This window comes from Lysinibacillus sp. RU7 (assembly GCF_057837305.1).
Genome location: NZ_JBYQFK010000009.1, coordinates 71,647 through 83,845, shown reverse-complemented (window position 1 = coordinate 83,845; position 12,199 = coordinate 71,647). Strand labels below are relative to the sequence as shown.

The following is a 12,199-nucleotide window of genomic DNA, read 5'->3' as shown; positions in this document are numbered from 1 at the left end:
TTTCATTGATATAGCCCCCTTTTCTATTATGACTTTACTTAACTAAAGGAAATGGAAGGGAGACAATAAGATGGTCACATTAAATGGAAATAAGCTTACTTTAGATGAGGTACGAAAAGTCCTTTTGGATGGAGAAAGAGTTACTTTTACTGAGGAGAGCATGAAAAAAGTTCAAGAAAGTAGAAAAGCGGTTGAAAAAATCGTTGCTGAAGAGCGTATTGTTTATGGCATTACGACAGGATTTGGGAAATTTAGTGATGTTTTTATTGGCAAAGAAGATGTTGAGGCACTACAGCTAAATTTAATTCGTTCACATGCTTGTGGAGTTGGGGAACCTTTTCCGGAAATTGTATCACGTGCGATGATCCTGCTTCGAGCAAATGCATTACTGAAAGGTTTTTCAGGTGTAAGACCTGTCGTTATTGAAAAATTGATTGAGCTATTAAATGCTGGTATTCATCCGGTTGTTCCTCAACAAGGATCACTAGGTGCAAGTGGTGATTTAGCACCCCTTTCACATTTAGCTCTTGTGTTAATAGGGGAGGGTGAAGTTTTTTATAAAGGGGAGAAAACATCAGCGATTCATGCATTAATGAAAGAAGATATTTTTCCAATCACATTAACAGCAAAAGAAGGATTAGCGCTTATTAATGGAACACAAGCAATGACCGCAATGGGTGTAGTTGCATATTTGGAAGCAGAAAAATTAGCGTATCAAACAGAATTAATAGCATCCATAACGATTGAAGGATTACGTGGAATTATTGATGCATTTGACGAAGATATTCAGTTGGCTCGTGGCTATAAAGAGCAAGTAGAGGTTGCTGAACGAATTCGCGCACATCTTTCTGACAGCTTATTAATAACAAAACAAGGGGAAATACGTGTACAAGATGCATACTCAATTCGCTGTATTCCTCAGGTACACGGAGCAACATGGCAGACATTAAATTATGTAAAAGAGAAATTAGAAATTGAAATGAATGCAGCTACTGATAATCCATTAATTTTTGATAATGGTGAAAAAGTATTATCTGGTGGTAACTTCCATGGGCAGCCGATTGCCTTTGCGATGGATTTCTTAGCAATTGCTGTAGCGGAGCTAGCAAATATATCTGAGCGTAGAATTGAACGTTTAGTAAATCCACAATTAAATGACTTACCGCCATTTTTAAGCCCTGAACCAGGTTTACAATCAGGGGCCATGATCATGCAGTATGTCGCGGCATCTCTTGTATCTGAAAATAAAACACTCGCACACCCTGCAAGTGTAGATTCCATTCCGTCATCAGCAAACCAAGAGGATCACGTGAGTATGGGAACGATTGGATCAAGACATGCATATCAAGTAATTACAAATACTCGTCGTGTATTAGCAATCGAAGCTATTTGTGCAATACAGGCAGCAGAAATTCGCGGTAAAGAAAAAATGGCTTCTGCAACAAGATGGTTTTTAGAAAATGGTAGAAAAATCGTGCCGTTTATTAGTGAAGATAGAGTGTTTTCAAAGGATATTGAAGCAATGAATAATTGGTTAAAAGTTGGTACTTTCCTGTTTGATAAAAATCTATCAAATACTCATCATTAAAAAGATAGATTAATGGACCAATACAATTATAGAAGATAATACAAAGTGTAGGAGGGGTGTGGGAATTTTGGGCATGACGAAGAATAAACTTGTTAGCTTATCCTCTTGCCACACTCCTCCTAGAAATCCAATCACTAAAACTACAAAAAGAGTTAGATTGGAAATGTTCTTTCACCTAAACAGTTTTGCAAAAAATATGAGAACTGTTATCTAGGAATCTACGCAATGGGATGTTGATGTTCAGTATACCAGCATGGTTCTCTTTATATAAAATAAAAAAATACTAAACGCTTCAATTAAGAAAGGATGATTGGATGTTCAATGCTGTAGTAGTTTCAGTAATAGTCATGGTCGTATTGAGTCTTCTTCGGGTTAATGTAATGTTGACAATTTTGTTTGCAGCTTGTGTTGCAGGTTTGATGGAAGGGTTGTCGCTGTCTGATACGATGAGTATGTTAATCTCCGGAATGGGAGGACAAGCAAATACAGCGTTAAGTTATGTTTTGCTTGGAATATTCGCAGTTATGATTGGCTATTCAGGAATTACTGGATTTCTTGTAAAAAAACTTGTAAGCGTTTTAAAAGGGAAGCGTTCAGTTTTATTGTTGACAATTGCTGGAGTGGCTTGTTGCTCCCAAAATATTGTTCCTGTACACATAGCGTTTATTCCAATCTTAATCCCGCCTTTACTCCACTTGTTCGATAAAATGAAAGTCGATCGTAGAGGTGTGGCCGCAGCGCTAACGTTTGGATTGAAGGCTCCATATATTATGATTCCTGCAGGTTTTGGTTTGATTTTCCATGGTATTATTGCCGATGAAATGAAAGCAAACGGTATGGAAATCGCTGTTACATCTGTTACTTCTTCGATGTTAATACCGGGAATGGGTATGATCGTTGGTTTATTCGTTGCGATTTTTATTTCTTATCGGAAGAATCGTGAACTGCCTGTTAGTGAACGCGCGGAACTGTCTTTAAGTGAATATGAGGTTGTAAATGAGATAGCAGCATCTGAAGAGATGGAATTGTCATTTACATCACGACACATGTTTACAATTGTTGCAACTATTTGTGCGCTTGTTGTGCAACTTGTAAGTAATTCGCTCGTTTTGGGAGCGCTTACAGGTATTGTCCTCATGTTTTTATTAACGGTAGTCCCATTCAAAAAAGGGGAAAAGGTTATCAATGAAGGGATTAATATGATGGCGATGATCGCATTTGTAATGCTGATCGCTTCAGGATATGCAACGATTTTGAAAGAAACAGGCGCTGTTGAAAGCCTTGTACAGTCCTCAACAGAGATGTTAGGGGATAATAAAATGTTTATTGCGACCATGTTACTTCTAGTTGGTTTACTAATCACGATGGGAATCGGCTCCTCATTCGGCACAATCCCTATTCTTGCAGCCTTGTTCGTCCCGCTTTGTGCAGCCGTAGGTTTCTCTCCATTGGCGACTGCCGCATTAATTGGTACTGCTGGAGCGCTTGGAGATGCAGGTTCACCAGCATCAGACAGTACGCTTGGACCGACTTCAGGGTTAAATGCTGATGGAAAACACAATCATATTTGGGATACATGTGTACCGACCTTCTTGCATTATAATATTCCTTTATTTATTTTTGGTCTCATTGCTGCAATGGTGCTTTAAACTCAATTTAATTAAACCAGTTATAAGGTGTACATTAGTCAAAACATTAATCGATACTGATTATAATCTTGGAATTAAAGGGATTTTATGCTAAGAATTTTCTTAATAATCAGTAAATTGGTAATGTATGGATTTACTAAGTCTCATAAAAAAACGCTACAGCACATAGGGAATTACAGCTACAGTTCAAAAGTGAACTTTCCTTTTGCATAAACTAACAAGACTTGCCATAGGTCTAGGCAGTCCCTCTGATTGTTTTTACTAGAGCATTTTAAGCAGATTGATACATCATTTAAATAAAAAATTTACTAATAGCTATTTAATAAAAAAGGAGATTAGTTGTAATGAAGCTTAACTTTGTAAAGATTAGTCCTTCAAAAAATATGACCGTTTTAATAACTAACTATGTTGATCCTACTCATTATTCGCAAATCGCCAGTACAATTATGGACTATGAATATGTTAATGCGGAACAGGTAGGCTTTATTGGTACACCGAAAAATAAGGAATCCCTAATTAGATTAGAAATGTCGGGAGGGGAATTTTGCGGAAATGCACTCTTAGGGGCTGCTGCATACTGTCACTACAATGGGCTAACAGAAAAAAATAATTTCTTGTTAGAAACTTCTGGCGCAGAATCACCACTTACATGTTTAGTTAAAGCGAAATCTTCTAATCATTTTGACGCGAAAGCTGAAATGCCAGATCCTCTTTCTATTCAAGATATTGTTTTTAATCTTAATGGAAAAAGCATTTCAGGTAGTTGTGTGCAACTAGATGGCATAACTCACTTCTTAACGGATTATTGGCCGTCCAAGGATGATTTTAATCTTATTATTGAAGAGGTTTCTAAAAAAATTGAAAATAAAGCAATTGGGATTATTCCCTATAGAAGATTAATGGAAAAAGAATATGAGATATGGCCATTTGTTTACGTTAAAGAAACGGGATCTAGATTTTTCGAGCAAGCATGTGGATCCGGAAGTCTCGCATTAGGTATTTATTTATCAAAAGGTAAAGAGGAAAAATTTCGCATACATCAGCCGGGCGGGATAATTAATGTCGAAACAGGTGTTAAAAATTATATTTCAACAGATGTTCGTTTTACTTGTGAAGGCTTTACCGACATTAATTTATAGTTATTCAATTTCATAAATATCCGCTTTAGAGTCGCAAGGGTTTTAAGGTGCAAAAAAAGTACCTCTCCTAATGTCTGGCTTTTCACGGGTATCAAGCAATTATGGACAGAAGATTTTGCAATAGTATCTCCATTTACTATTGCTAGAAATATAGGTTGTTGCTGCTAATACACCTATTAAACATTTAAAGATTTTCGATAAATGCTGTTCTTTCCTCTACAGGATAGAATGGCATTTATTGTATTACGTATGCACATAAGGAGGTTAATGTATGTTTACTTAAGTCTACATATTTTCGAATGGCGAAGAACAATAAATCAATTTTGTTTAATAGTAGTTATATTGACTAATCGTAGATGGAGTGAAGTAAATCTCAGTAATAAATTTTTTAATATAAGAGAATTATAGTTTTTGATTGAATATTTAGCATATTAATGTAATACATTTATATAGAGGGTTGATGTTGGAGACGAGCTTACAGGAGCCGCGAATTCAAATTTGGAAGGGGTATTGTTATGCAACAAACGACGGTAACACGCATACAAGAAATTTTTCAAAAGCAACAGGCGTATCAATGGGAATTACGTAAAACGAATGCAGCGACACGTAAAGAGACGCTCGGAAAACTTGCGAAGGCACTAAAAGACAATATGCAGGAGATTGTAGCGGCGACGATTCAAGATGTGCAAAAGCCACAATTTGAAGTAGTCAATGAGGTGGTAGCTGTCATCGGCGCCATTGAATATGCTATGGCGAATGTAGAAGAGTGGATGAAGCCAGATGTTGTGGAAAGTCAGCCAGGTACAAAAGCGCAAATTATGTACGAGCCAAAAGGGGTAGTATGTATTTTAGGTACATGGAATGCACCGCTTACGGTGTTGATTCACCCATTAGCAGAGGCAATCGCAGCAGGAAACTGTGCGATTTTAAAGCCGTCTGAACTGACGCCAACGTTTGGTGAAACATTGCAGAAAGTCATTGCAGCCACATTTGATGAGCAGGAGCTGGCTGTCGTCATTGGAGACGTGGACGTTGCGAATGAATTATTAGACCTTCCTTTCAATCATATTTGCTTTACGGGTGGTACAAAAATCGGAAAGCTAGTAATGGCGGCGGCTGCGAAGCATTTAGCGTCTGTTACATTAGAGCTTGGTGGAAAATCCCCGGTCATCATTGACCAAGGTGTGGACCTGGAGCGAGCAGCGATGCGATTAGCGTGGGGTAAAATGATCAATAGTGGCCAAATTTGTATTTCACCTGATTATGTCTGTATACATGAAGAAGATGTTGAGGTATTTGCCAAACATTTTGAACAGCATGTGCACCGAGCATATTATGATGCAAATGGAACGATTCAAAATGAAGACCGTACACAAATTGTCAATGCCGCACACTATAATCGATTGAAAAACTTATTGAATGATGCAGTGGAAAAGGGCGCACAAGTATTAACAGGTGGTCATGTTGATGATGATACACGTCGCATCGAACCAACATTGTTAACGAATGTGACGGAAGATATGCTCATCTTGCATGAAGAAATTTTCGGTCCGTTATTGCTTGTTTTACCGTACACAGATATTGAAGAGCCACTGGCGTATATTCGTCAAAATCCGAAACCACTAGCATTGTATATTTTTAGCGACCAACCAGCGTTAGTCGAGCATATATTACAAAGCACATCTTCTGGTGGTGTAACGATTAACGACATTGTTGCCCATAATACCCACCCGAATTTACCGTTCGGCGGCGTTAATAGTTCGGGGATCGGTAGCTATCACGGCATTCATGGCTTTAAGGAGTTTTCACATAGTCGCGCAGTATTTACAGCGGTACCGGCAGATTATGAGGCATTTATTATGCCGCCGTATGCAGGCAAACTGGAAATGATGATGCAGCAACAAAACGAGCAGTAACGATAAAACCTATGGGCATTTCATCGTGAAATGCTCATAGGTTTTTAAATGGCTAGTTTTGTAGAAGTAGCAAATAAATAAACAATCCGTTGTACTATACTCATTTTCTTTTTTTACTATTACCGTTGAATATACTTAAAATGAAGGCTAATCCACCTACAATCCCAAAAATATTCATGAAATAGAGGTCATAAAATGGGATATTACTTTTATTCAGCCAATAAGCGATGACATCTATAGTGGATAAGGAAGCAATGATTGGAAATAGAAATGAGAGAATTAAACAGGGAAGAGCGATCAAATAGAGTAATTGTTTATTTAATTTAATATTTCTAGAGTGAACAAAGAAAATAGACAGATAGCATCCTGTCAAAATATCAAATGTGGCCTTTACCCAATAAATGACAGTTGGATTAAAAGTGGAATGGGCTTGCTTTTCCACATCACTCAGGACTTGATGAGTTCCGTAGGCAAGTACAATTAACCCAATGAGCCATAATATTTTAAAAACAGGACCTTTGTTCATTTTCTTCCCCCTTTATAGAGTGGTTGTTATTAAAAATATACCATATATTTACATACAATAAAAATGTTAGGGGGTATAGTGCTAGGTACCGTTGCTTCCTACATAATAAATGGTACCTAGCCTTTTTAATATTATAGAGCGCTTTTCATTGCTTGTAATAGTTGTTCTGGTGTAATTAATTGTTCGCCGCCCCCTTGAACGAGTGCATCATTCCCGCCGCCTTTTCCGTTAATGCTAGGAAGGGCTGCTGTTGAAATCGATTTCATGGAGACGTCCACGTTAGCACCACGCGCGGCAACAAATTGAAGCTTGTCTTCATTGTTGGCTACGAGTAATGCAATGATATCGGGCTTTTCTGTTGTCATATAACGGGCGAGCTTTTGAAGCTCTTGAATCGAACGGTTTTCAAACGGTTTGGCAATGATGCTTTCCCCTGTATGAACCAAATCTTTTGCTTCAAAAGCAAGTAATGCCTCTTGCTTCTCCGCTAACGCTTTTTCTGTTTGCTTGGCCGCCTTCATCAGTTTTGTGAGTGCAGCGCCTGCTTCTTTTTCCGGGACGCTTAATTGACGGGCTACATCGGTTAGGACCGTTTTGCGCATTGCTAGTTGTTCGCGTACACGGTTGCCGCATATGAAATGGACACGGATGTTTGCTTTCATTTTTTCGATTTCCATAATTTTAATTAGTTGTACTTGGCCTGTAGATGTGGGATGTGTGCCACCACAGCCATTGTAATCATAGTCAGGAATAATGACTAAACGAATATCTTCTTCGACAGAGACATCTTTTCGTAAGTTGTATTGTGCCAATTCTTCTTGTGTTACCCACTTTGTTTCAATCGGATGGTTTTCTAAAATAATATCATTGGCCCGTTTTTCTGCTGTGGCTAATTCTTCAGCTGTTACTGCTGCTGTATTTAAATCAATGGACACAAGCTCAGCACCTAAATGGAAGCTTACCGTCTGATAGTCAAATAACTCCACAAAAGCAGCTGTTAAAATATGTTGCCCTGTGTGCTGTTGCATATGGTCAAAACGGCGTACCCAGTTCAGTTTTCCTTCCACTCGTCCGTTTAACATGGCCTCTTCTTGTATGTAATGGCGAATTTCTTCGTCCACTTTTTCTACGTTTATGACTTCCACATCATTAATCCAACCAGTATCATGTGGTTGCCCGCCACCAGTTGGATAGAATGCTGTATTAGATAGGACAACATAGGGCCCTTGCTCATCTTTTCCTGTTTTAACAACGTCTGCTGAAAACTGTTTGATCATCGCATCTTGATAATATAGTAAGTCTTTCATGTGCCTCACTCCTTTACTCGCTATTGTATCGTACACATGCAAAGAATCCTTCATTTGACGCCGACATTTTTTTGTTTATCATTAAGAGGAGAGATTGCGCAAATAAGGAGCGACGAACATGGAAATTACAGCTTTTTCTGTAGAGGAAATTAAAGATCCAACGAATATTATTGAAGGTAAGCGGTACGAATTTTTATTAGACATCGAAATTGATGAAGAAGATGAACTATATTCGGAAGCCGGCATTGAAGTACGTGTCATCGTTGCACAACAGGATGAAGAAATTCGTCTGTTGAATTACTTTTTAATCGATAAAGCAAATAATGAAATTTTAGACTTTGCTTTAGAGGAAGACGAAGAAGCAATGATTTTACAGTTTGTAAGCGAAGAATTAAATCCAAGAGAAAACGCTGGCGAGTAGCCAGCGTTTTTATGCTTTAAAAGATAAGAAAGTATACATTTTTTCTAATTGAAAGAAGCACTCAGCTCTTTGTGTATGAGCCTATCCCCAACGCATGTCGGTTCGAAAAGAGGGAGCAAATACAAAATAAAATAGCAGAGTCACGTAAAAACATATGAGACATGGAGATAACCTGATTTTTTCTTAGTATGTGATGAAATTCATCGTGTACGTCCGATTTTCGATCCCTACACCGGCGTGTTTGAATTCTTTATTTAAAATATTTTTTCGGTGGCCAGGTGAATTAAATAGCCCATTATGTGCATGGAAAATGGTTGGATACCCATCTGCTAAGTTTTCACCCGTATTTCGATAATCAAGTCCAGCTGCTTCCATCCGGTCAGAAGGTGTTGAACCATTTAGTGAATTATGAGCGAAATACTTATGCTTAACCATATCTACACTATGAGCTTTCGCAACAGCTGCTACTTTCGTATCGTATGTGAGTGCAGCAATCCCAGCTTTTGCGCGTGAAACATTCGTGATTTCGACCATTAAACGTGCTAGCTGCTCATATTTCTTGGCAGATGTATCATTTTGTAACGCTTTTAATTTTAAATCGATCGTACTCGAATTTTCTGTCCAATAAATTGCATCAATTTTATTTTTTGCGTGTGTATCGACAAAGAGGGTGATCTTTTTTCCATTTTTTTCGACGTTTTTATTGCCAGATAAAGCGCTACCGAGTGTGTACCCTTCAAAAGTTGCCCCATCTTTTGTTAAATAGCCACCAATGACTTTATTATCTGAAACAAATTCTAATTCATAGCTTTTATAATCATTGTTTACTACGCGTGCTGTAATAGCACCACCCATAAAGTATTCCTTGGAGTTAGTAGGACTGTTCGTGACCGTACCACTAGCATTGCTCGTTGCTGTAGCTTCTAGCTCCACATAGCCATTTTCATACATGCGGTATAAAAAGGCAGCCGCTTGTGAGCGCGTTAATGTGTTAGAGGCACCGAAGCGTTTTACGGGATCTGTTTCGTTTAAATTTTGTCCAGTTGAAATTCCTGTTTCCATTAAATACGTAACCGCACTCGTTAAATCTGATTTTTGTCCTAATGCATGCGCAATCATACGTGCTACTAGTCCACGATTAATAGGTTGATTCCGAACAGTTGTCGAGTTATAGCCATTTAAAGGAACATTGTAAGTCAATAACCGATTGTAATAAGTAGCAGTCCAGTCATTGGAGGTTTGTTGTGTTGAGATAGGAAACTGGAAAAACTCTGCAAACATTTTCGCAAATTGTGCCTCTTTTAATGTGTCGGTCGGGTTAAATTTGCCGTTAGACCCTGAGATGATTTTATTATGGTACGCCCACTGAACGGCGTTGTAGTAAGATGCCGATGGACTTACATCAGGAAAAACCTGTGTTTTATAAAAGGAGTCATTATCCTGTAGAGTAGCTGCTTGAGAAGTTGGTGAAAAGCTTAAAAGCACAATACCAATAATAAAAATATATAACCATTGCTTCATTGTACACCCTCCATTCCTAATAATATCCAATTATAGCATTGTTGATATTTAGGGAGAGGGGGATACATAAGAAATAAGTCAAAAGGATTAATTAAAAACTTACACAAGCGAAATTACAGATTTATCTAGTTGAAAGGTTTTAGAAAGTGTGAGGTTTCAAAAAATATTGGGGATATTGGAGGAGATAAGAAAAATGATTCACATTTATAAAAATAATGCCGTATAAAAGCTGGCATAACAGCTTTTATACGAGATGAGAAAGTACCTATGAATCATTTAGGCTGGCGTTTTCTATAATTTAAATTCACTAATCGTATTTTTTAAGTCTTTTGCCATATCGTTTAGGTGAGCAACGGATGTGGAAATTTCAACGGATGATTCATATTGATCCGTTGCGATTGCTGCAACTTCCTGTGCATTATTTGCTAAGCTGTCAGATATCGAAGTGATATGGTTAATTGTTTCTACAATGCTGGCTGTATTTGTATTAACTTCTTCCACGACACCAAACACATTCACCGTTTTTCCAGAAATCTCTTCGATAATGTTTGTGATATTTTGGAATTCATCGCCGGTTTTCATCGCAAGGTTACTCCCCACTTCAACGGCTTTTATCCCACCTGTCATAGATTGAATGGCTTTTTCTGTTTCCACTTGAATTTCATTGATTAATAATCGAATATCATTAGCGGAGTGAGCCGATTGCTCAGCTAGTTTTCTTACTTCGTCTGCCACAATAGCAAAGCCTTTGCCGTGCTCTCCAGCTCTCGCTGATTCAATCGCTGCATTAAGAGCGAGTAAATTCGTTTGATCTGCTATATCGGTGATAATCGAAATAATTTGGTTAATCTCCGATGATTTATTGCCGAGGTGAGACACGACATTATTAGCATGATCGACCGTTTGTTGAATTGTCTGGATTTGTTGCAGTGTTTGTTGGACAACGGCATTACCAGACTGAGCCGTTTCCTTTGCGTGAAGGCTTAAGTCTGTTACGGTTTGAACTGATTTCGTTGTTTCGTGTATGCCTTGTGATACTTCTTCTAAGTAATTAGAGGAATGGGCTAAATCAGTTGCTTGAGATTCTGCTCCCTCTGACACTACTTGCATCGCTTTTGTAATATCTTCTGTTGCTGCTACATTTTCATCCATGTTATGAGTTAATAATGAGGCATTAGCAAGCATTTTATCCGATGCATCATCAATTTTTGTGATCAGTAACCGCAATTCTAAGCGCATTTCTTCAAATGCTTCTGCTAATTTCCCAAGCTCATCTTTCCGATTTAAGCGTACAGACGTCCCTAAATCTCCCTTAGCAATTTGCTCTGTTGAATAAATAATTTGTTGCAGTGGGCTGATAATCGAACGGCTTAATAGGAGAGCGATTATAATCCCGATTAAAATGACAAACGAAAACGTCAGGATAAAAAAGTTTGTATTATCATCAATTAATTGTTGAATATCCTGTAAACTATTTGTTGTTTGAGTGACGTTTGCCTGTTTTAATTCATCGACCATTGTATTAATCGCAATTGAGGTCGCATCAAATTCACCCATAATTTTATTCCCTTGTTCAGGTCCACCATCAATATAATTTTGTGCCATTTGTTTCCCGGATTGATAGTAAACGTTAAAGGCTTCTTCGATTTCATTTAGTCGATTTGAATTTTCTGGCTGTAACTCTTTTAATTCATTTAAATTTTTATAAACAATTTGACTATGTTTTTCAGCTAATTCGAAGCCGTCATCTAATCCATCTTGTCCCCGTGTAGCACCAATGTCTGTTAAATACTGTTGGACTTGTACGACTGCTAATTTTAATTCTTCTGTTAAGAAAGTCGTTTGTAATGTAGTATTTTCGATTTCCTTAAGATGTTTCATTTGAGAATCCGCATTATTATACTGAACGATTCCTACAATGATTAGTGTTAAAAAAATAAAAGCAAATGAGAGCAAACCCCTAGTTCGTATAGACATATTGACAACCCCTAAATGTGAATTAAATGTAAATTAAGTTAATTTAATATATATCATAAATACTATGAGTATAGAGTTAATAAAGTTGTAATATTTGTTACATTATTTAGAGTTTTTTGTGTTATTAGCCTATACTAGATGTGTTAATGGGGATG

Annotated in this window: 9 protein-coding genes; 5 read left to right on the top strand and 4 right to left on the bottom strand. The window is 37.6% G+C overall.

Annotated features, from left to right (window positions below):
• The first annotated feature begins 70 nt into the window (after positions 1–70).
• The 4 genes from hutH to AC3II9_RS08570 all read left to right on the top strand — a co-directional run bounded on the left by hutH (position 71) and on the right by AC3II9_RS08570 (position 6,292).
• A complete protein-coding gene (gene hutH / locus AC3II9_RS08585) occupies positions 71–1,588 on the top strand; it encodes a histidine ammonia-lyase (RefSeq protein ID WP_489154828.1) in 1,518 nt (505 codons plus the stop codon).
• 314 nt (positions 1,589–1,902) lie between these two features.
• Positions 1,903–3,237: a Na+/H+ antiporter family protein gene (locus tag AC3II9_RS08580; RefSeq protein ID WP_489154826.1), complete on the top strand. Its 1,335-nt coding sequence runs from the start codon at positions 1,903–1,905 to the stop codon at positions 3,235–3,237.
• 344 nt (positions 3,238–3,581) lie between these two features.
• On the top strand, positions 3,582–4,376 hold the full coding sequence (locus tag AC3II9_RS08575; protein WP_489154825.1) for a histidine racemase CntK family protein: 795 nt from the start codon (positions 3,582–3,584) through the stop codon (positions 4,374–4,376).
• Positions 4,377–4,891: 515 nt separating this feature from the next.
• Complete coding sequence (locus AC3II9_RS08570) at positions 4,892–6,292, top strand: aldehyde dehydrogenase family protein (RefSeq protein ID WP_489154823.1); 1,401 nt, start codon at positions 4,892–4,894, stop codon at positions 6,290–6,292.
• Positions 6,293–6,392: 100 nt separating this feature from the next.
• Here the strand turns inward: AC3II9_RS08570 and AC3II9_RS08565 are convergent, their stop codons facing one another.
• Entirely contained in the window at positions 6,393–6,818 is a 426-nt protein-coding gene (locus tag AC3II9_RS08565) for a hypothetical protein (protein WP_489154821.1), read from the bottom strand.
• Between the two features lie 131 nt (positions 6,819–6,949).
• A complete protein-coding gene (locus AC3II9_RS08560; protein ID WP_489154819.1) occupies positions 6,950–8,179 on the bottom strand; it encodes an alanyl-tRNA editing protein in 1,230 nt (409 codons plus the stop codon).
• 64 nt (positions 8,180–8,243) lie between these two features.
• On the opposite strand from AC3II9_RS08560, the gene AC3II9_RS08555 reads away from it, so the two are divergent.
• Entirely contained in the window at positions 8,244–8,546 is a 303-nt protein-coding gene (locus tag AC3II9_RS08555; RefSeq protein WP_489154817.1) for a DUF6509 family protein, read from the top strand.
• 183 nt (positions 8,547–8,729) lie between these two features.
• On the opposite strand, the gene AC3II9_RS08550 is transcribed toward AC3II9_RS08555, so the two are convergent.
• Both AC3II9_RS08550 and AC3II9_RS08545 read right to left on the bottom strand, forming a co-directional pair.
• Positions 8,730–10,067 carry a CAP and S-layer homology domain-containing protein gene (locus AC3II9_RS08550; RefSeq protein ID WP_489154815.1) on the bottom strand — a complete coding sequence of 446 codons (1,338 nt, stop codon included), beginning with the start codon at positions 10,065–10,067 and terminating at the stop codon, positions 8,730–8,732.
• A gap of 291 nt (positions 10,068–10,358) precedes the next feature.
• The gene (locus AC3II9_RS08545; protein ID WP_489154813.1) at positions 10,359–11,948 is read right to left on the bottom strand and encodes a methyl-accepting chemotaxis protein; all 1,590 of its coding nucleotides are present in this window, start codon (positions 11,946–11,948) and stop codon (positions 10,359–10,361) included.
• Positions 11,949–12,199: the final 251 nt, after the last annotated feature.

What these genes read in the sequence shown, in the direction of transcription:
- hutH (WP_489154828.1), top strand. Translation starts at nt 71, where the DNA reads ATGGTCACATTAAATGGAAATAAGCTTACTTTAGATGAGGTACGAAAA.
- AC3II9_RS08580 (WP_489154826.1), top strand. Translation starts at nt 1,903, where the DNA reads ATGTTCAATGCTGTAGTAGTTTCAGTAATAGTCATGGTCGTATTGAGT.
- AC3II9_RS08575 (WP_489154825.1), top strand. Translation starts at nt 3,582, where the DNA reads ATGAAGCTTAACTTTGTAAAGATTAGTCCTTCAAAAAATATGACCGTT.
- AC3II9_RS08570 (WP_489154823.1), top strand. Translation starts at nt 4,892, where the DNA reads ATGCAACAAACGACGGTAACACGCATACAAGAAATTTTTCAAAAGCAA.
- AC3II9_RS08565 (WP_489154821.1), bottom strand. Translation starts at nt 6,818, where the DNA reads ATGAACAAAGGTCCTGTTTTTAAAATATTATGGCTCATTGGGTTAATT.
- AC3II9_RS08560 (WP_489154819.1), bottom strand. Translation starts at nt 8,179, where the DNA reads ATGAAGGATTCTTTGCATGTGTACGATACAATAGCGAGTAAAGGAGTG.
- AC3II9_RS08555 (WP_489154817.1), top strand. Translation starts at nt 8,244, where the DNA reads ATGGAAATTACAGCTTTTTCTGTAGAGGAAATTAAAGATCCAACGAAT.
- AC3II9_RS08550 (WP_489154815.1), bottom strand. Translation starts at nt 10,067, where the DNA reads ATGAAGCAATGGTTATATATTTTTATTATTGGTATTGTGCTTTTAAGC.
- AC3II9_RS08545 (WP_489154813.1), bottom strand. Translation starts at nt 11,948, where the DNA reads ATGAAACATCTTAAGGAAATCGAAAATACTACATTACAAACGACTTTC.